Origin of the sequence: Arthrobacter sp. zg-Y844, from assembly GCF_024385465.1 — a bacterium.
Classification (GTDB): domain Bacteria; phylum Actinomycetota; class Actinomycetes; order Actinomycetales; family Micrococcaceae; genus Arthrobacter_B.
The window spans coordinates 157,755-176,716 of sequence record NZ_JANFLS010000002.1; the positions used below are offsets into that span (position 1 = coordinate 157,755).

Annotated in this window: 21 protein-coding genes and 2 pseudogenes; 15 read left to right on the top strand and 8 right to left on the bottom strand. The window is 65.9% G+C overall.

The features are described 5' to 3' along the window. Positions 1-33: 33 nt before the first annotated feature. The 3 genes from nrdI to nrdF are packed head-to-tail and all read left to right on the top strand — an operon-like array spanning position 34 to position 3,695. Positions 34-531: a class Ib ribonucleoside-diphosphate reductase assembly flavoprotein NrdI gene (gene nrdI, locus NNX35_RS07495; protein WP_255766423.1), complete on the top strand. Its 498-nt coding sequence runs from the start codon at positions 34-36 to the stop codon at positions 529-531. Continuing rightward, entirely contained in the window at positions 528-2,666 is a 2,139-nt protein-coding gene (nrdE, locus tag NNX35_RS07500; protein WP_255863299.1) for a class 1b ribonucleoside-diphosphate reductase subunit alpha, read from the top strand. The genes nrdI and nrdE overlap by 4 nt, the downstream gene beginning before the upstream one ends. Before the next feature lie 54 nt (positions 2,667-2,720). Then, positions 2,721-3,695: a class 1b ribonucleoside-diphosphate reductase subunit beta gene (gene nrdF, locus NNX35_RS07505; protein WP_229951693.1), complete on the top strand. Its 975-nt coding sequence runs from the start codon at positions 2,721-2,723 to the stop codon at positions 3,693-3,695. Positions 3,696-3,764: 69 nt separating this feature from the next. Here nrdF and NNX35_RS07510 read toward each other — a convergent pair whose 3' ends face one another. Next, on the bottom strand, positions 3,765-4,223 hold the full coding sequence (locus NNX35_RS07510; RefSeq protein WP_255867402.1) for a DUF2975 domain-containing protein: 459 nt from the start codon (positions 4,221-4,223) through the stop codon (positions 3,765-3,767). Between the two features lie 135 nt (positions 4,224-4,358). Here NNX35_RS07510 and NNX35_RS07515 point away from each other — a divergent pair, with 135 nt between their 5' ends. The 9 genes and pseudogenes from NNX35_RS07515 to NNX35_RS07555 form a co-directional block, all read left to right on the top strand. Next, the gene (locus tag NNX35_RS07515; RefSeq protein ID WP_255867403.1) at positions 4,359-4,961 is read left to right on the top strand and encodes a DinB family protein; all 603 of its coding nucleotides are present in this window, start codon (positions 4,359-4,361) and stop codon (positions 4,959-4,961) included. A 9-nt stretch (positions 4,962-4,970) separates the two neighbouring features. Continuing rightward, positions 4,971-5,939 carry an ABC transporter ATP-binding protein gene (locus NNX35_RS07520; protein WP_255867404.1) on the top strand — a complete coding sequence of 323 codons (969 nt, stop codon included), beginning with the start codon at positions 4,971-4,973 and terminating at the stop codon, positions 5,937-5,939. After that, the gene (locus NNX35_RS07525) at positions 5,936-6,730 is read left to right on the top strand and encodes an ABC transporter permease subunit (RefSeq protein WP_255766414.1); all 795 of its coding nucleotides are present in this window, start codon (positions 5,936-5,938) and stop codon (positions 6,728-6,730) included. The genes NNX35_RS07520 and NNX35_RS07525 overlap by 4 nt, the downstream gene beginning before the upstream one ends. A 51-nt stretch (positions 6,731-6,781) precedes the next feature. Next, positions 6,782-7,636: a hypothetical protein gene (locus NNX35_RS07530; protein WP_255867405.1), complete on the top strand. Its 855-nt coding sequence runs from the start codon at positions 6,782-6,784 to the stop codon at positions 7,634-7,636. A gap of 87 nt (positions 7,637-7,723) precedes the next feature. Next, positions 7,724-8,539 carry a ribose-phosphate pyrophosphokinase gene (locus NNX35_RS07535; protein WP_255862907.1) on the top strand — a complete coding sequence of 272 codons (816 nt, stop codon included), beginning with the start codon at positions 7,724-7,726 and terminating at the stop codon, positions 8,537-8,539. A gap of 10 nt (positions 8,540-8,549) precedes the next feature. Next, entirely contained in the window at positions 8,550-10,097 is a 1,548-nt protein-coding gene (locus tag NNX35_RS07540) for a nicotinate phosphoribosyltransferase (RefSeq protein ID WP_255867406.1), read from the top strand. Next, on the top strand, positions 10,094-10,738 hold the full coding sequence (locus tag NNX35_RS07545) for an NUDIX domain-containing protein (RefSeq protein ID WP_255867407.1): 645 nt from the start codon (positions 10,094-10,096) through the stop codon (positions 10,736-10,738). The genes NNX35_RS07540 and NNX35_RS07545 overlap by 4 nt, the downstream gene beginning before the upstream one ends. A 225-nt stretch (positions 10,739-10,963) precedes the next feature. Further along, positions 10,964-11,170, top strand: a pseudogene (locus NNX35_RS07550) (DivIVA domain-containing protein); the annotation flags it as partial. Between the two features lie 48 nt (positions 11,171-11,218). Then, positions 11,219-11,395: pseudogene (locus tag NNX35_RS07555) on the top strand (DivIVA domain-containing protein); the annotation flags it as partial. Between the two features lie 58 nt (positions 11,396-11,453). Here NNX35_RS07555 and arfB read toward each other — a convergent pair. The 6 genes from arfB to NNX35_RS07585 form a co-directional block, all read right to left on the bottom strand. After that, a complete protein-coding gene (gene arfB / locus NNX35_RS07560) occupies positions 11,454-11,876 on the bottom strand; it encodes an alternative ribosome rescue aminoacyl-tRNA hydrolase ArfB (protein WP_255867408.1) in 423 nt (140 codons plus the stop codon). Between the two features lie 33 nt (positions 11,877-11,909). Continuing rightward, positions 11,910-12,197, bottom strand: a complete 288-nt coding sequence (locus NNX35_RS07565) for a serine/threonine protein phosphatase (protein WP_255867409.1) — start codon at positions 12,195-12,197, stop codon at positions 11,910-11,912. A gap of 100 nt (positions 12,198-12,297) precedes the next feature. Then, positions 12,298-12,609, bottom strand: a complete 312-nt coding sequence (locus NNX35_RS07570; protein ID WP_255867410.1) for a hypothetical protein — start codon at positions 12,607-12,609, stop codon at positions 12,298-12,300. Between the two features lie 87 nt (positions 12,610-12,696). Further along, positions 12,697-13,479, bottom strand: coding sequence for an alpha/beta fold hydrolase (locus NNX35_RS07575; protein ID WP_255867411.1), 783 nt, complete (start codon positions 13,477-13,479; stop codon positions 12,697-12,699). A 118-nt stretch (positions 13,480-13,597) separates the two neighbouring features. Then, on the bottom strand, positions 13,598-14,431 hold the full coding sequence (locus NNX35_RS07580; RefSeq protein ID WP_255766405.1) for an SDR family oxidoreductase: 834 nt from the start codon (positions 14,429-14,431) through the stop codon (positions 13,598-13,600). 105 nt (positions 14,432-14,536) lie between these two features. Then, positions 14,537-14,965, bottom strand: a complete 429-nt coding sequence (locus NNX35_RS07585) for a VOC family protein (protein WP_255867412.1) — start codon at positions 14,963-14,965, stop codon at positions 14,537-14,539. A 100-nt stretch (positions 14,966-15,065) separates the two neighbouring features. Between NNX35_RS07585 and NNX35_RS07590 the strand changes: the two genes are divergently transcribed. Further along, on the top strand, positions 15,066-16,064 hold the full coding sequence (locus NNX35_RS07590; RefSeq protein WP_255867413.1) for a YafY family protein: 999 nt from the start codon (positions 15,066-15,068) through the stop codon (positions 16,062-16,064). Positions 16,065-16,133: 69 nt separating this feature from the next. Continuing rightward, complete coding sequence (locus NNX35_RS07595) at positions 16,134-17,525, top strand: CoA transferase (RefSeq protein WP_255867414.1); 1,392 nt, start codon at positions 16,134-16,136, stop codon at positions 17,523-17,525. A gap of 19 nt (positions 17,526-17,544) precedes the next feature. Here NNX35_RS07595 and NNX35_RS07600 read toward each other — a convergent pair whose 3' ends face one another. Beyond that, on the bottom strand, positions 17,545-18,111 hold the full coding sequence (locus NNX35_RS07600) for an MOSC domain-containing protein (RefSeq protein WP_255867415.1): 567 nt from the start codon (positions 18,109-18,111) through the stop codon (positions 17,545-17,547). Positions 18,112-18,322: 211 nt separating this feature from the next. Between NNX35_RS07600 and NNX35_RS07605 the strand changes: the two genes are divergently transcribed. Next, entirely contained in the window at positions 18,323-18,952 is a 630-nt protein-coding gene (locus NNX35_RS07605; protein ID WP_255867416.1) for a D-alanyl-D-alanine carboxypeptidase family protein, read from the top strand. Positions 18,953-18,962: the final 10 nt, after the last annotated feature.

The following is an 18,962-nucleotide window of genomic DNA, read 5'->3' on the forward strand; positions in this document are numbered from 1 at the left end:
CCCGTCAGGAGCGCAGCAACCATGGCACTGGGGATGGCAGACCAAGCCGGCTTTGCGCCGGCATCGGCATCCGCAGGGGATGGACAACCGGAAACGGACGCCTCCCTGATCTACTTCTCCTCAGCCTCCGGGTATACCCGCCGTTTTGTGGAAAAGCTCGGGATCTTCGCGGCGGCTCTTCCGCTCCACACCTCCCAGCCCACACTGCTGGCCACCCGGCCCTACGTACTGCTGCTTCCCACCTACGGTGGAACGGCTGCATCACCGGGGGCCGCAGCCCGGGGCGCCGTTCCCAAGCAGGTCATCAAGTTCCTGAACAACGAGCGCAACCGCTCCTTGATCCGGGGTGTGATCGGGGCGGGCAACACAAACTTCGGGGACTCCTATTGCCTCGCGGCGGACATCATCGCCGTGAAGTGCCAGGTCCCCGTGCTGTATCGATTTGAACTCATGGGCACGTCCGAGGACGTCGCCAAGGTTAACGAAGGATTGGAAAAGTTTTGGACACATCAGTCGCAGAAGCCGGCATGACGGACTCCAAGGAGCTCCCGGAGGCTTACAAGGACCTGGGCTACCACGAGCTCAACGCCATGCTGAACCTGTACGGCAAGAACGGAGAGATCCAGTTCGACGCCGACCGCGCTGCTGCGCGCCAGTACTTCCTCCAGCACGTTAACAACAACACGGTCTTCTTCCATGACCTGGAAGAGAAGCTGGAATACCTGGTCAAGAACGAGTACTACGAGCCGGAAACGCTCGACCAGTACTCCATGACCTTCATCAAGGAGCTGTACACCCGCGCCTACAAGAAGAAGTTCCGCTTCGAAACCTTCCTCGGCGCGTTCAAGTTCTACACCTCGTACACGCTGAAGACCTTCGACGGCAAGCGTTACCTGGAGCGCTACGAAGACCGTGTCTGCATGGTTGCCCTGCACCTGGCCCGCGGCGACGAGCAGCTCGCCACGCAGATGGTGGACGAAATCATCGAGGGCCGCTTCCAGCCGGCCACCCCCACGTTCCTCAACGCCGGCAAGGCCCAGCGCGGCGAGCTCGTCTCCTGCTTCCTGCTGCGCATCGAAGACAACATGGAGTCCATCGGCCGCTCCATCAACTCCGCGCTGCAGCTCTCCAAGCGCGGCGGCGGCGTCGCCTTTGCACTGACCAACATCCGCGAGGTCGGCGCGCCGATCAAGCAGATCGAGAACCAGTCCTCCGGCGTCATCCCCGTGATGAAGCTCCTTGAGGACAGCTTCTCCTACGCGAACCAGCTCGGTGCCCGCCAGGGTGCCGGTGCCGTGTACCTGCACGCCCACCACCCGGACATCAACCGGTTCCTCGACACCAAGCGCGAGAACGCCGACGAGAAGATCCGCATCAAGACCCTCTCCCTCGGCGTCGTCGTCCCGGACATCACCTTCGACCTGGCCAAGCGCGACGAGGACATGTACCTGTTCTCGCCGTACGACGTCGAGAAGGTCTACGGCATGCCGTTCTCCGACATCTCGGTCACCGAGAAGTACTACGAGATGGTGGACGATTCCCGGATCAAGAAGACCAAGATCCGTGCCCGCGAGTTCTTCCAGACCCTCGCCGAGATCCAGTTCGAGTCCGGCTACCCGTACATCATGTTCGAGGACACGGTGAACCGGGAGAACCCGATCGACGGCAAGATCATCATGTCCAACCTGTGCTCGGAAATCCTCCAGGTTTCCCAGCCCACCACGTACAACGATGACCTGTCCTACGACGAGACCGGCAAGGACATCTCCTGCAACCTCGGCTCGCTGAACATTGCCAAGACCATGGACTCGCCGGACTTCGGCCGGACCATCGAGACGGCTATCCGTGCGCTGACCGCCGTTTCGGACATGAGCCACATCGGCTCCGTTCCGTCCATTGCCAAGGGCAATGACATGTCGCATGCCATCGGCCTGGGCCAGATGAACCTGCACGGCTACCTGGCACGCGAGCGGGTCTATTACGGTTCCGAAGAAGGCATCGACTTCACGAACATGTACTTCTACACGGTGGTCTACCACGCCGTGCGGGCGTCGAACCTGCTGGCCATCGAGACCGGCCGCAAGTTCGCCGGCTTCGAGCGCTCCAAGTACGCCACGGGGGAGTACTTCGACAAGTACACCAACCAGGAATGGGCACCGCAGACGCAGCGTGTCCGCGAACTGTTCGACGGCGTGCACATCCCCACCCAGGCTGACTGGGAGGCGTTGAAGGCTTCGGTCATGGAACACGGCATCTACAACCAGAACCTGCAGGCCGTGCCGCCCACCGGCTCGATCTCCTACATCAACAACTCCACCTCCTCCATCCACCCGGTGGCGTCGAAGATCGAGATCCGCAAGGAAGGCAAGCTGGGACGCGTCTACTACCCGGCTCCGTACCTGACCAACGACAACCTGGAGTACTACCAGGATGCGTACGAGATCGGCTACGAGAAGATCATCGACACCTACGCCGCTGCGACGCAGCACGTGGACCAGGGCCTGTCCCTGACGTTGTTCTTCAAGGACACCGCAACCACCCGCGACATCAACAAGGCGCAGATCTACGCCTGGCGCAAAGGCATCAAGACCATCTACTACATCCGCCTGCGCCAGCTCGCGCTGGAAGGCACCGAGGTTGAGGGCTGCGTTTCCTGCATGCTGTAAGGCTGCCGCTTTCCGCACCCCCTTCCCCGAACTTTTGAAGACAAGGAATTATTCATGACCGAGAAGCTGAAGCTGATCGACGGCGTCCAGGCGATCAACTGGAACCGGATCCAGGATGAGAAGGACGTTGAGGTCTGGAACCGTCTGGTCAACAACTTCTGGCTGCCGGAGAAGGTGCCGCTGTCCAACGACGTCCAGTCCTGGGCCACGCTGACTCCGGATGAGCAGCAGCTCACCATGCGTGTGTTCACGGGCCTGACCCTGCTGGACACCATGCAGGCCACCGTCGGTGCCGTCTCGCTGATCCCCGATGCGCTCACCCCGCACGAGGAAGCGGTCTACACGAACATTGCGTTCATGGAGTCCGTGCACGCCAAGAGCTACTCCTCGATCTTCTCCACCCTGGCTTCCACCAAGGAGATTGACGAGGCCTTCCGCTGGTCCACGGAGAACCCGAACCTGCAGAAGAAGGCGCAGATCATCACCGATTACTACCGCGGCGATGATCCCCTGAAGCGCAAGGTGGCTTCCACCCTGCTGGAGTCCTTCCTCTTCTACTCGGGCTTCTACCTGCCGATGTACTGGTCCTCGCGGGCCAAGCTCACAAACACGGCCGACCTGATCCGCCTCATCATCCGTGACGAGGCAGTGCACGGCTACTACATCGGCTACAAGTTCCAGCGCGGCCTGGAGACGGTTCCCGAGGAGCGCCGCCAGGAACTGAAGGACTACACGTACGAGCTGCTCTTCGAGCTGTACGAAAACGAAGTCCAGTACACGCATGACCTGTACGACGGCGTCGGCCTGGCCGAGGACGTCAAGAAGTTCCTGCACTACAACGCCAACAAGGCGCTGATGAACCTGGGCTACGAGGCCATGTTCCCGTCCACCCTGACGGACGTGAACCCGGCGATCCTCTCGGCCCTGTCACCGAATGCCGATGAGAACCACGACTTCTTCTCCGGCTCCGGATCTTCCTACGTGATCGGCAAGGCCGTGAACACGGAAGACGACGACTGGGACTTCTAGTTCCTTAGCGGAATCCGCACCATTGCCGCCGCGGCGGGCCTTTCGGGTCCGTCGCGGCGGCAGCGCTGTTTAAGGCACGGAATGTTCTTCTTTCAGCCAGCCCAGAACCCCATATCTGAAGGCAAAGGCGACGGGGATGAGGGCGAGGAAGACCAATAGCCCGAACAGTATCGCCGGACCGCCGATATTCTCGTTGAACCCGGCATGGGCGAAAACCCCTGCAAAAAGTACTGCCATAACACCCAGTGAAACTGCCATGATGTTGGCCCATCCCGTCGTCCGACGTGTCACGGACCTGTCCGCTGCCGCGGCTGAGACCAGTTGCCAGGCTGCCAGCAACGCCAGCTCGAAGACGGCCACCGCGATGCCGATGACCGTGACGTACGAGGACGCCAGATACGCAACCTCCGGATAGGCTTCCGCGGATCGGGCCGCCATCCGCGGAACAACGACAAGTTGGGTCAGCAGGGCGGCCACGGCAAAAGCCACGACGGCGCAGCGGAGGGGGAGGGCTTCCTGCCGAGTCATGACGTGATCCTCGCGCGGGCGGGTGCAGCTGTCAACCATGCATCAGCGGCCGCCCTTCCAGTAAGCGGGGCGAAAAGCGCGTTGGAGCGAAGCACGTATGGACGCGGCTGCACCGTCCGCCTAGTCTTCGGCGCTATGACTGGAATCCCGGACAAAATCGAACCTCCGCTGGCGGGCACGGAAACTGAAACCCTGCTGGGTTCCCTGGACCGGCAACGCGCCACCGTTGCCTGGAAAACCGGCGGCATCGGTGCCGAAGCCCTTACCGCCACCGTCGGCTCCTCAGCCATTACCCTCGGTGGTCTCCTCAAGCACCTGGCGGGTGTGGAGGACATGTACTTCGCCTGGCGGCTGAAAGGCCAGGACCCGGGAGCTCCGTGGAATGCCGTGGACTGGCAAAACGACCCGGACTGGGATTGGCGTACCGCCGCAGACAACACCCCGGAGGACCTCTACGCGCTGTGGAGCGACGCCGTCGGACGTTCACGGCAACGCCTTGCCGCAGCGCTGGCCGAGGGCGGACTCGAGCAACTGCTGCCCGCCATTGAGGGCCAAGCCGGGAGCCTGCGCCGCATGCTGATCGACCTGATTGAGGAATATGCCCGGCATACCGGACATGCCGATCTGATCCGTGAATCCGTGGACGGGCTGGTGGGGGAGGATCCTCCGGGGGACGTGTCCTGGCCCGCTCCGGCGTCCGGTGCCGCCGCCTATCCGGCCCCCGCGGCAGGCGCGTAGCCTGACCGCATGGAACCTGGCTCTGGCTCAGCCGTTGTCCGCACCCGCGGGCTGTACAAGAACTTCGGACGCGTTGCAGCGCTGAAAGGCATCGACTTGGATGTCCCGGCGGGAAGCGTCTTCGGGGTCATCGGTCCCAACGGTGCCGGCAAGACCACGCTGATGCGCCTGCTGCTGGACCTGCTGCGTCCCAGCTCCGGGGAGATAGCCGTCCTCGGCGTTAATCCCCGCAGCGGAGGGCCGGCCCTGCGTCGTCGTATCGGGTTCCTGCCGGGGGATCCGGCATTGGCGGACAGAGTCAGCGGACGGGAACTTCTCCGCTTTTTCTCACATATCAGTGGAGCCGTAGATCCGGGGACGGTTCCGGCGCTGGCGGAGCGGCTCGATCTGGACCTCGGCCGACCGGTGCGTGCCCTGTCCAAGGGAAACCGGCAGAAACTGGGACTCATCCAGGCGTTTATGCATCAACCGCCGCTGCTGATCCTTGACGAACCAACCAGCGGATTGGACCCGTTGGTTCAGCAGGAGTTTCTGGCGCTGGTGAGGGAGGCGAGCAGCAACGGCCAGACGGTACTGCTCAGCTCGCACGTTCTCAGCGAGATTGAGGAGGCCGCTGACACTGTGGCCATCCTTCGGAAGGGGGCAGTGGTATCCGCCGCCAGCACCGCGGATATCCGTGCGTCGGCCGGCCGCCGTGTGCGGATTGGTATCCCTGCAGCAGAGGCACCTGCCTTGGTTGAACGCCTTCGGCGGGTGCCCGGTTTCGAGCTGCTGCAGGTGCCCACGGACCCGGACCCCCTGGGCCCAGCCTCAATCCATGGCCGGTTCAAGGGTGACATGCCGGACCTGATCACGGCCCTGGCGGGACACCCTCTCCTCGACCTGATGGTGCAGGAGCCCGACCTCGAGGAGGCCGTGCTGCGGTTTTACGGGCCGGAGAATGCTGCCGGGCCGGCCGACGGCGGTGCCGCCGAATGAGTCGCCTCCCTTTGTTCACCCGTTCACTTGCCGCGTCATGGCGTCCGCTTCTGGGATGGGCGGCGGGCATCCTCGCTGTCCTGAGCCTGTACCTGCCCCTCTATCCGTCCCTGGCCGGCCAGGATTTCCAGGATCTCCTGCAGAGCCTGCCGCCCGAACTCATTTCCGCGCTGGGCTATGACGAACTGACCACCGGCGCCGGCTACACTCAGGCGACGTTCTTCGGCCTCATCGGGTTCGCCCTCTTCACCATCGCCGCCATCTCCTGGGGAACCCGGGCGATTGCCGGCGACGAGGAGAGCGGGACACTGGAACTCGTGCTGGCCCACGCGGTCGGCCGGGTCCAGCTCGTGCTGGAGCGCAGCGCCGCCATTGTTGCGCGTCTGCTGCTGCTCGGCCTTTTCGCGGGTCTGGCCGTGCTGGTTTTCAACCGCCCCGCACAACTCGGACTCGTCCCTTCCCACGTTTGGGCCGGGTGTGCGGCGCTCGTCGGGCTGGCACTGCTGACGGCGTCCGTCGCCCTGGCTGCGGGGGCCTTCACCGGCCGCCGCGTCTGGGCGCTCACTGCGGCCGTTGCGGTCGCCGTCGGCGGGTACGCCCTCAACGCGGTGGCCAACCAGAACCAGGACCTGGACTACCTCCACGACTGGACGCCCTATCACTGGGCCTTCGGCTCCGGGCCGCTCAGCAACGGAGCCGATTGGGCCGGGCTCGGTGCGCTGTATGGCACAAGCGCGCTGCTGGTCCTGCTCGCTGCCGTCGCCCTTACCCGGAGGGACATCGGCACGTGACCGCGAGCCCTGTGCAATGATGTCCCCACCAAACACGACGGGTGGGCGCCGATGCGCAAGGTAAAGGGACTCGCAGCCGCGGCAGCGGCGGTGCTGCTGCTTTCCGCCTGCACGGACGCCGGATCGTCGACCGCGGACGAGCAGTCCACTCCGCCGGCACCGAATGACGGCGCCTCAATCATGGCCTGCCAAAACGCCGTGGTCCTTGGCGAGGACCGGGTGCTGGACTTGAGCGATGCCCGGGACTTCCAGGCCTGGGGCTTAGTGGAGCCAGCCGACGCTTCGGTTCCGTTCTCCACCGGATCGCCGGTGGAAATTGCCTGGCGGGTTACCGGGACCGGTACGTTCGATACATGGCTTGCCGATCCGCAGGGAAACCGGGTTGAGGCGTTGAAGAAACCGGGCACTTCCACTGGAGGGGAGCTGGACAAGCCGGGGGAGGGCTGGGACGCCGTCTACGAGTTTGACGAGCCCGGGTGCTGGTCGCTGCGGGTGGAGCGGCAGATGCCGGACCGCACGACGGCGATATCGGTCGACCTTCGGGTTGAGGAGGGGGCCCCTTCCTTCGCCTCAGTCAACGAAGTGTACGACGCCGTCGCGGGCGTCCTGGACTGCGACCCCGGCACCACAGCGGAACCGGTCACGATACAGATCGACGGATATCTTCCCGAGTACCGGATGTGCACCGACGCGGTCGAAATAGTCCGCTACGAGAACGAGGCGGACCGGGCCAAGGCGTCTGAATTGCTGCAGGCCGCCGAAAACCCGTTCCCGTACTTCGCCGAAGGCAGCAACTGGCACGTGCTGGTCCTGCCGGACCGTGAGGGACGGATGCCGGGCCCCGACCAAATCGCTGCCCTCGCCGCGGAACTGGGCGGCAGTTATGTCAGCGCAGCGGGCGAATAGCCCGCACGCCAGGCGTCATTATTCGTAATACTACGTTTATTGGACCAATAAACTTCCAATGACGAAAAAGCTGTGTAGGCTGGCAGCATGTTCACCGCATACGCCACAGTCCCGCAGGGATACACCGTCCACTCGGCAGCGACGCCGATGTCCTTCCCGGCCGGGGAGGCTCACCTCAAGGTCGAAGGCAGCCCGGCGGAAACCCCGCTGTACTTCTACCTCACCGGCGCCGATGCCAACGAGTACATAACCGCGGCCATGTGGATCGACTACGCCCACCAGGGCGGACACAAGGTCCAGGCCCTCATTCCGTACCTGCCCGGAGCCCGCCAGGACCGCGGCAATCCCTTCGGCGCCAAGGTCTACGCCAACCTCATCAACGCCATGAACGCCGACGAAGTGGTCTGCTTCGACCCGCACTCTCCCGTCATGCCGGCTCTGGTCCGCAACCTGCGCGCTGTGGATTCCTCGACCGTCATCGCCCAGGTCCTGCGGAACAAAGCAGGGGAGTATGCCGGCGTCATCTGCCCGGACGCCGGGGCGAAGGAACGCACCGCCCGAACCGCTGCAGCCCTCGGACTTCCGCTCTACTCCGCCGAGAAGCACCGGGACTTTGCCACCGGCAAGCTGTCCGGGTTCACCTGCGCGGAACTGCCCGACGAAGGACGCTTCCTGGTCGTGGACGACATCTGCGACGGCGGCGGAACCTTCATGGGCCTGGCCGCAGCCACCGGGCTGGGACCGGACCGCCTGGACCTGTGGGTGAGCCACGGAGTGTTCTCCGGCAAAGCAGCCCAGCTGCGGCAGGCCTACGGCTCCATCTACACCACGGATTCACACCCCGGCGCCGCCAACCCGGACGTCGCCGCTTCCATCACGCCCCTGATCTCCCACCTCATCTAAGGAACCGGCCATGACCACGACATCAGCACCGACCGCCCTGACCACCGCCAGCATCACCGCAGCCCTGTTCCAGACAGACGCGTACAAGCTCGGCCACATCCACATGTACCCCCGGGGCACCACAAAGGTTCTCTCCAACTTCACCAACCGCGGCTCCCGGATCGAGGGCGTTGACCACGTGGTGCACTTCGGCCTGCAGGCCTTCCTGCAGAAGTTCTGCATTGAAGCCTTCGCACCGTTCTTCGCCGCCGATGAGGACGACGCCGTGGCCGAGTACCAGGCCGGCCTCAACGACATCCTCGGCCCCAACACCGTCGGCACCGACCACATCCGGTCCCTGCACCGCCGCGGCTACCTGCCGCTGATCTTCCGTGCCGTGCCCGAGGGAACCCGGGTGCCCCTGCGGGTCCCCTCCGTCACCGTCGAATCCACCGAGCCGGAGTTCTTCTGGCTGGTCAACTACATCGAGACGGCGCTCAGCGCCTCCATCTGGCAGCCCTCCACCGCAGCGACCATTGCCGACAAGTACCGCGGCATCCTGGACACCGCCGCCGCGAAGACCGGCACGGACGCCGCCTATGTGGACTGGCAGCTCCACGACTTCTCTTTCCGGGGCATGCCCGGCATCGAAGCAGCCGCAGCGTCCGGCGCCGGCCACCTGCTCTCCTTCAAGGGCTCGGACTCCCTCGGCTCGGCCGACTTCATCCGCCGTTACTACAACTCCGCCTTCGGCACGGACAACGGCCAGATCCTCGGCTCCATCCCCGCCAGCGAGCACGCCGTGATGTGCGCCGGCGGCCAGGACGGAGAAGCGGAAACCTTCCGCCACATCCTGGAGGCCAACCCCACCGGAAACATCTCCCTGGTCTCCGACGGGTACGACCTGTGGCACGTGCTGCAGGGCATCCTGCCCGGGCTCAAGGACATCATCACCTCACGCGACGGCAACGTCGTCATCCGTCCCGACTCCGGAGACCCGGCCGACATCGTCTGCGGAACCTCCACCCGCCCCGGCGCCGTCGCCCCCGACACGGCACCGTCGATGGCAGAGGACCCGGCATACTTCGGCGTCGTCGCCCTCCTGGAAGCCGAGTTCGGCTCCACCCGCAACCACGCCGGCTACAAGGTCCTGAACTACGTGCGCGTTATGTACGGCGACTCCATCACCCCCGAGCGTGCCGCGGACATCACCGCACGCCTGGAGAAAGCGGGCTACGCCTCGGAGAACGTCGTGCTCGGCGCCGGTTCGTTCACCTACCAGTACGTCACCCGGGACACGTTCTCCTCGGCCATCAAGGTCACCTACATCGAGGTCAACGGCCAGCCCCGTAACGTGTTCAAGGATCCGATCACCGCCCAGGGCTTCGGGTCCAAGCGTTCCGCCACCGGCCGCCTGGCCGTCACCCGGAACGACGACGGCGAACTGGTCCTCATCGAGAAGGCCACCCCCGAGCAGGAAGCGGCATCCCTGCTGCAGCCCGTGTGGGCCAACGGCGGGTTCCTCCGCCGCCAGTCCTTCGCGGACGTCCGTGCCGTGCTCGGTAACATTGCCTCATGAATTCCGAAAGGCTGCAGCCCCTCGTCTCGATCGATACCGTGCCCTTCATCGTGAGGGACGGGGGGCTGTGCCTGGTGACGGCGGAGCGGGCCAACGAGCCCTTCGCCGGCGTGCAGGCGCTCCCCGGCGTCCTCCTGCTTCCCTCCGAACGGCTGGCCGAGGCCGCACTGCGGGCGCTGACGGTCAAGACCGGAGTAGGGGAGGACCGAGTGGAACACCTCGACACGGCGGGTGTCTACGACAACCCGGACCGGGATCCACGCGGGCCGACCATTTCGATTGTCCATACCGCTGTCCTGCACCCGGACGCCGGGCTGAACGAAGCCGCCGTTAGGGTCACGCCGGTGGAGCGAGTATCCGGGCTGCCGTTCGACCACGACACCATCATCCGCCGTACCGCCGGCACCGTGCTGGACGCGCTTTGGGTGGACGCGGTACTGACCAAGGCGCTGCTGGGGAAGCACTTCACCACGGCCCAGGCCGCACGGATCAGCCGGAGCCTCGCGGCGGCCGCCGGACGCACCGAACCGGACTCCTCCAACCTGGGCCGGATGCTCGCCCGTAACCCTGCCCTGTCCAAATCCAGTGAGACAGTCGCCGCGGGCCGCGGGCGGCCGGCTGCAGGGTGGTCCTGGACATAGCCGGAAACATCGAAATCAATGGCGGCTTTCGAAAGGAGCAATCGGTTACAGTTATTGTCGCCAGGATTTTGATCCGTTCAGCTGTGACACAGACTGACCTTACGAAAGTCGAACTCCATGTCTTTTGAGTATGTTTCAGCGGTAATGGCCCAAGGGGCGGGTGAAAGCGAAGGCTCAGGAAAAACCTGGATTTTCGTCGCGGTAATAGTCCTGCTCACCTTGGTATTGCCGAATGCTTCGAAATCCACCAAATCCAAGGGGGAATCCGTCACATACGGAACCGGAACTCTCACAGCTGAAGAGGTTGTCGCGAAGCGCTTCCAGCCCACCAAATTCAAGGAGGGCTATGACCAGGACGAGGTGGATGACTTCCTGGAACGCACTGTCCAGGAGCTTCGGCGACTCGAAAAGGAACGTCTTGAACTGCCAAAGACGGACATTTTTAGGCAGGACGTTACCGCTTCAATTCTCAGCCCTGAAGAGGTAATAAATCAGAGGTTCCAGCCGACAAAGTTCCGCGAGGGGTATGCGCAGAATGAGGTGGATGACTTCCTGGACCGGATTGCCACGGGTCTTCGGGGCCGGGTTTCCGAAAATGAGCAGCTTCGGCGCCGGTTAGGCCCGTCCCAGTACGGAACTCCGACGACGCCGAGCTGACCTGGATACGGCACTTCGACGGACAGTAGCCCTCAATCGATGCCATTCCCTGGTGGAATTAATCAGCCGGCGGCCGTTGCCGTTGCCGCTTCGTGGCACCCCGTTGTTTCTTTGCATCGAGGCGGCGGTAGTTCGAGCCGCGGGTAGGTTTGGTGGACCGGCGCGGAGCAGGTCCGGGCGCCAGTCCGTCTGCCACGAGTGCGGCGAGCTTGACCAGGGCTGTTTCCCGGTTGCGAAGCTGGGAACGTTGCTCGGAGGCCGTCACGGTCAGCACTCCGGCCACGAGACTGCGTTTCAGCCGCTGCAGCAGCAGCAGGCGTTGCTGTTCCGACAGCACCGCAGAACCGGCTACGTTCCAGGAGAGTGCGACGCGGCTGTCCGAGGTGTTGACGTGCTGGCCCCCGGGGCCGGACGAACGGGAGAACCGCCACTCGAGTTCAGCCGCGGGAATTGTGAGCGCGGGCGACACCACCAAATCCATCCCTCCAGCGTCGCACGAACGAATCCGGTACGGCTAACGCGAGTACAGCCGGTCGGTGGGCAGCAGCAACTCGATTGCAGCGGTCATATCGGCGGCCTTGGCAATCGCACCCTCCGCTGTCGGAGCCACCACCACCCGGTCCCGGTGGACTTCCTGGATCAGCACCGGAATCTGACGGCCGTCGTCGTCGAGCCACCACTGCTCGATGAACATCCGAAGGCCGAGCTCGTCGAGCAGGGCTTCGGCGGCATCGAGGTCACCGGCCTCAGCGCAGCGGCGGTGCAGCAGGTCATACGGGACAAACCCGCCGTCGTCGGTCATATGGATATACCCACGTGCTCGCCGTCGAGGCTCCGCAGATGGTCAAAGGTGTTGTCGGGCGGCAGGGGTTCGGACATGGCAGGACCCTAGCACCCTGGGATCACTCGGGCAGCAGGTCCCACAGTTTCCGGGTGGTGTTCCAGCTGCGGATGGTCATCGACTTGTACAGCGGCGAGGCCGCGATGGCACTCAGCCGGCTCTTGGTCAGCTCGGCGCTGAGCCGCTGCGAATAGATGACGCCTTCGCCGGCCCAGATCTCGTCAACGCCTTCCCTCGGCCGGAAAGCTTCCAGGGCGGTGTCGGCATCGATGTCCATGAGGAAGATCGCGTCCGAGTGGTAGAGGTCCGGCCGCTCACCAAAGTGCTGCGGCCGATGCTCGACGACGGCCTGCAGCTGCGCGCGGCCCAGCACCAGGACCTTGATGAGTTCGTCGTCGAGGTCGAAGTGGTCCGCGCAGGAGGGCCAGATAAGGGAACGAGTCCGCGGCCGGGCTGTCGGTCACTGCACCGGGATGCGGCGGCGGATTTCGCGAACCGTGCCCGCCGGATCGGGGGAGTGGTCGTGGGACTCGGGCACGGTGACCAGCACGGCCTGCGGCATCCGCCGCGCCAGCTTCTCGGTGGCGGCCATGATCACCGGGTAGGTGGTGGTTCCCCGCAGGATGGTGACGGGGACCGAAACCTGTGCCATCGCCGCCGTCGGGGTGGACACGGCCTGCGAAAGCAGCGCGTCATAGACGGCGGACTGCGCCAGCGGAACCAGGGAATCGAACATGGGGCTGGCCTGGATCTGTTCAATAAACGGTTCGGGCAGACCGATTCCTTCCCGCTGGAAGGTGGTCACGGCATCCGCCGGGTTCCCTGAATCAACAAGGGCCTGAAGCCGCTGCGGAAGGTCCATCGAGGGTTCCCCCTCGCCGAAGAGGAACGGCGGCTCGGACAGGAACAGATGGCTGATCGGTGCTCCCTCGGCCGCCGCCAGCAGGGCGAGCATGGCGCCGGAGGAATGTCCGAGGACCACCGCGTCGCCGCCGACGGCGTTGAGGACCGCTGTGAGGTCCTCCACCTCCCGCCGCGGAGAGTAGGGGGAAGAGTCCGTGCTTTCCCCGCGGGCACGGCGGTCCATCGTCACCGCCTGGAAACCGGCGGCTTTCAGCGCGTCGGCCAACGGGGCGCCGGCGTCGGCGGTCGAAAATGCACCGCCGACAATGACCACCGGCGGACCATGGCCCGTCTGGTCGAAAGCGATCCGGGTGCCGTCTGCTGAGTCTGCGTACAACATGCCCCAGATTCGATCATGCCGACGAGGCCCCGGCAATCAGTGGCTCCGCATCCGCGGCTCCGGCGGCCAACTTTCTTCCGCGCCTCCGGCACCCCGCCGCCGCGCGCGGGCCGTGGACCTAGCCGGCGACCTGGCTGCGCTGGCCGGTATCGACGGCGGCCACCGCACCGCCGTCGAGCAGGAGGTCCGCGCCGGTCATGAAGCTGGCATCCTGGCTGAGCAGGAAGGCCGTGGCATTGGCGATGTCGAAGGCGGTGCCGAGGCGCTTGGTGCCGGACGCCTCGATCATGGCACGCATTTGCGCGCCCGATTCGCCGGCGAGTTCCTGCTGTCCCATCGGGGTGGAAATGACGCCGGGGCTGATGCTGTTCACGCGTGCCCCGCGGGCACCCCAGCGCAGGCTGGCGGTCTGGACGCGGACCTGATTGGCGCGCTTGGCCACACTGTAGGCGTGTCCGGGGTGGTCGATGCCGGCAACAAACGGGATCAGCAGCAGATCGTCCGCAGGGACGGTGGCCAGGCTCGCCAGCACGTCGGCGGGCATCTGGCCGCCGGCCATGTAGGCGGACATGCTGGAAATGACGACGCCGGCACCGCCCGGGGCGATGACCTTCTCGAACTCCTCCAGCACCACGGCCACGCCGAACAGGTCGACCTTCCAGATCGCCTCCACCGGTGCCTGGACGGGGGAGAGCCCGGCGGTGTGGACGACGCCGGTTACCGCTCCCAGCTCACGGGCAGTTGCGGCCAGGGCGGCCACGGACTGACGTGAGGAGACGTCCACCTGCTGGGAGACGACGTCGTAGCCCTCACCGAGCGCGGTGGCCACGGTGCTCTCCAGCAGTTCTTCATTGAAGTCCGCCACCAGGATCTTGCGTCCTGCGCCGGACCGGCGCATAACCGCCTGCCCCATGCCGCCCATGCCGATAACTACCAGTACTTCCGAGGCCATGATGCTCCGATGCTTAGAGTGCCGGCGGGAAACCGCCGGATGTATGCCTCTGAGACTAGCGGGTCTCGGTTTCCCCGCGGCACGGCGCGGCGGTGGGCATCGAAGTTAGCCGGCAGGGTCATAGGCGACGGCGACGTCGAGTACCCAGACGACGCCGAAGCGGTCCTGCACCATTCCGTAGGCGGGGGAGAAGGCCGAGGGCGCCAGGTCCTGCAGTACGGTGGAGCCCTCGGCAAGCCGGTCCCAGAGAGCGGTGATCTCCTCGGCCGAGTCGCCGCGGACCGAGACAAAGGAGGATTTGTCTCCCTGGTCGTAGGACACGCTGGCGGGAACGTCGTAGGCCATGATCGAGAAGCCGTTCCCGCCGATGACCTGCCCGAACTTGACCTGGCCGGCCTCCTCCGGGAGTTCGACGCTGTAGGCATCCTCATTGGTGACGACGATAAGCTGCCCGCCGAAGACCGAGTGGTAGAACTCGAGGGCGGCCCGGGCATCGCCGCGGAAGTTCAGGTGGGGCGTGGTGGTGACAGACATGGGTTGCTCCTTCTGGGGTAGCCCGGGTGTTTCCCGGTAACACCCACTGTTCTCTTAGTAGAGGTCAGTTTCTGGCCGCTATTTCGTTTATCTTTTCCGTATGCCCACCACGACGTCGCGGCTCCTGACGCTGCTTTCACTTCTGCAGACTCCGCGGGACTGGCCGGGGCAGGTACTCGCGGACCGGCTGGAGATCAGCCCCCGGACCGTGCGCCGCGACGTCGACCGCCTGCGGGAAATGGGTTACCGCATCTCCGCACTGAAGGGGCCGGATGGGGGCTACCGCCTGGACGCCGGTGCCGAGCTGCCGCCGCTGCTTTTTGACGACGACCAGGTGTTGGCCCTCGCCGTCGCGCTGCACTCCGCGCCCATGACGGGAGCCGGTATCGATGAGGCCGCCGCCCGCGCGCTGGCCACGGTCCGGCAGGTGATGCCCTCGCGGCTGCGCCACCGTCTTGACGCGCTGCAGTTCACCGCGCTGTCCGTGGGTCCCGGTGACGCCGGATCGGTTTCGCCGGAACTGCTGCTGACCCTCGCCGCTGCCGTCCGATCACGTCAGGTGCTGCGCTTTGACTATGCAGGTGCCCAGTCGGGAGACGGCGACGTCGGCTTCTCACCGCCGCGCCGGGCGGAGCCGCATCATCTGGTGGCCTCCCGCGGACGCTGGTACCTGGTGGCCTGGGACCTGGACCGGAACGACTGGCGGATCTTCCGTGCCGGCCGGATCACGCCGCGGACGCCGGCGGGTGCCCGGTTCCGGGAGCGGGAACTGCCCGGCGGCAGCGTGCACGCCTTCGTCTCCGCCCGGTTCCGGGGAACGGAGCCGGGAAAGAATCCCGGTAAGGGGTCCGACTGGCCCTGCCGGGGTGCCGTGATCCTGCACCTGCCGGCGGCCGCCGTCGTTCCGTTCGCCGCGGACGGCACGGTCGAAGCGCTGGGATCCGACCGGTGCCGGCTGGAGGCGGGCTCCTGGTCCTGGGCGGCACTGGCAGCCTCCTTTGGCCGGTTCGACGCCGGACTCGAGGTGGTCGGCCCGCCTGAACTGGCCGCCGCCTTCGGGAAGCTGGCTACCCGCTTCACCGCGGCGGCAGCACGGTAGGCGCGTGATATCTCCGCTTCTCGGTCGAGCGGGCCCGCGGGAACCGGGATCGGACTGCATAATGCCGTTATGGCTGCCCATCACCGGAACACGAATCCACTTCCCGCACTCTGGCAGGACCTGGCCCCGCTGCTGCCGACGGACACGGACACGGCGCCGTGGTCGGGGCCGCGCTGGTGGTGGGCGGGCGCACTGGACGTGGAAGGACTGGCCCTCGGATCCCTGCAGGCGCTGGCTACGGCGCTCGCCGCCGGGACCGGCGCCGCGGGCAGGAGCCGGGACATCGGACTGACCTCCCGGGGTGCCGCGGCGTCCTTTGCCTCCTATACCCACCTGCGGGTCAACGGCCAGGCCGTGGGCGGGTTCGCCCCGCTGTCGGGTTTCCGCCGCACCATCGACGGATGGGTCCGGCTGCACGCCAACTATCCGCATCACGAACGCGCCCTGCTCACGGCGCTGGGCGTTGCCTCACCGGACGCCGTAGATGCCGCACTACTGCGGTTGACCGCCATGGAGGTGGAGGACCGGGTGACGGCATACGGGGGAGTGGCAGCCGCGGTCCGGCCGCCAGCGGAGTGGATGAGCTCCCCGGCAGGCAGGGCCCTGCAGGGGGAACCCTGGATCCGGCTGAACACAGCCCCGGCACCAGCGCCTTCCCGTACAGTGCCGGCTGCCCTGCGCGGCGGGTTCGGCGGGATTCTGGACGGCCTGCGTGTTCTGGACCTGACGCGGGTGATCGCCGGTCCGTCGGGCAGCCGGATCCTGGGCGCCCTGGGGGCCGACGTGCTGCGGATCGACCCGCCCGCCACACCGGAGCTGGTGGAGCAGCACATTGACACCGGCTTCTCGAAGCGCAGTGCGGTGGCCGACCTCACCGACCCGCCCGCCTACCGGCGGTTCCGCGAGCTCCTCGAGGAGGCCGACGTCGTGCTGCTGGGGTACCGGGGCGGCTCCCTGGCCCGCTTCGGACTGGATCCGGAAGCGTTGCGGGCGGATTTCCCGGGACTGGGCGTGGTCAGCTTCGACGCCTGGGGGAATGCCGGGCCATGGGCGGCCCGGCGGGGTTTCGACAGCATTGTGCAGGCCGCGAGCGGCATTGCCACCATCTACGGCGGCGGGGAGGGAGACTCGTGGCGGCCCGGGGCGCTGCCGGTCCAGGCGCTGGACTATGCCACCGGCCTCGGGGCAGCCGCCGCTGCGGCGGCGCTCATGGGTGCCCGGAATCGAGGGATCAGCGGATCGGCCCATCTGTCGCTGGCGCGCACCGCGCTGGAGCTGATGCGGCTGCCTGCTCCGCCCTCGGGTACGGAGCGGAACGAACTGGAACCGGAGCTCCGCACCTCGCCAAGCGCCTACGGCGAACTGACGTTTGTGCCGCCGCCCCTGCTGGTGGACGGAAAGCATCTTGAGTACAGCCGGCCGCCGCAGCGTTACGGCAGTTCTGCGCTTGTCTGGGAATAAGGCGCCTCCAGTCCGTCCGTCAGGGAAGCCTGCCGGGCCGCAGCAGCGAGGGGACGGCAGCCCGGCCGGGGTCCAGCGGCACGGGGCTGATAAGCACCGCCGGTCCGCGGTGAAGCGTCCCGCTGCTCAACGGCCGGCAGCGCAGCCCGCCCCGGCCCCGCATCGCCTTGTGCGCGCCGGGCGCCAGGACCTGATCCATCCAGGCGCACGGGTGGGCCTGCCTGCCGCCGTGGAACTCAACCAGGCCACCTGCCGATTCGAGAACAAAGTCCTGCCCCAACAGCGGGATCAGCTCGGCACCGCGGAGCACCACGTTCCGGCGGGCCAGCAGCGGGTCGAAAGGATCGGCACCAAGCTCCGCGGCGATGGCCTCCAACGACTCCACAGCGAACAGGGTCACGGCTGCATCCATGTGGGCGGCCTTGCCGAAGAACCGGTCCCCGACAATCCCCTTGCCGGCCACCACCTCAGCCTGGTCCGCATCAGTGGTGACGACGTCGGCCGGCCCGTCCTTGGCGCGCCCGAAGTAGGCGTGGGCGGGCGAGACGAGCAGGTGCAGGATCTCGACGTCGTACGCGTAACTCATGCCTCCACGCTAACCCTTCCGGTGCGGACGGTCCGCAGCCGCTCATCCCGTCCCCGGCACGGGCGCGCCGGTGCCGCGCGCGTTGCGCCGCACGTGCGAGGATGGCGCGAAATGACGAGGGTGCCATGCCGGATAAGGGGTGGGTAACGGGACAATGCGGTACGTCTACCTGCGGACCTGCGCGTCAATGGCCGGCCTGCTGTGTTTATGCTTGGTTGTCTCCCTTGCCGTGTTCCTGAACCTTTCCAATGAGCCGGCCGGCGCAGTAGCTGTCCCTGAAGCCGAGGCACCGGACAGCGTCATACTCGTGGTCAACAAGCACCGTCCCCTGGCGGCGGACTATGTGCCGCCGGACCTGGTCGACGCGGGCGGGCTGCTGCTCCGCGCCGAAGCGGCTGAAGCCTATGTCCATATGGTTGGGGACGCCGCCGCGGAGGGTGTCGCCATTTCTCCCGTCAGCGGCTATCGGTCGAGCGAAGAACAGTCCCGGCTGCACTCCTCCTACACCGAGAGGTACGGGCAGGAGGGAGCCGATTCGCTCTCCGCCCGGCCCGGCTACAGCGAGCATGAGACCGGGCTGGCCGTGGATGTCGGCAACCCGGATGGCCTGTGTGCGCTGGAAACCTGTTTCGAGGGAACGGCGGCCGGTGCCTGGACGGCGGCGAACGCGCACCGGTACGGCTTCCTGATCCGCTATCCGGCGGGGGCGGAACACATCACCGGGTATGCCTACGAGCCCTGGCACCTGCGCTACGTGGGGCCGGAGGTTGCGGCGGCCGTCTACGACGCCGGGGTGACCCTGGAGGAGTTCCTCGGCTTTCCGGCCGCCCCGGATTACTGATCGGGTGTAG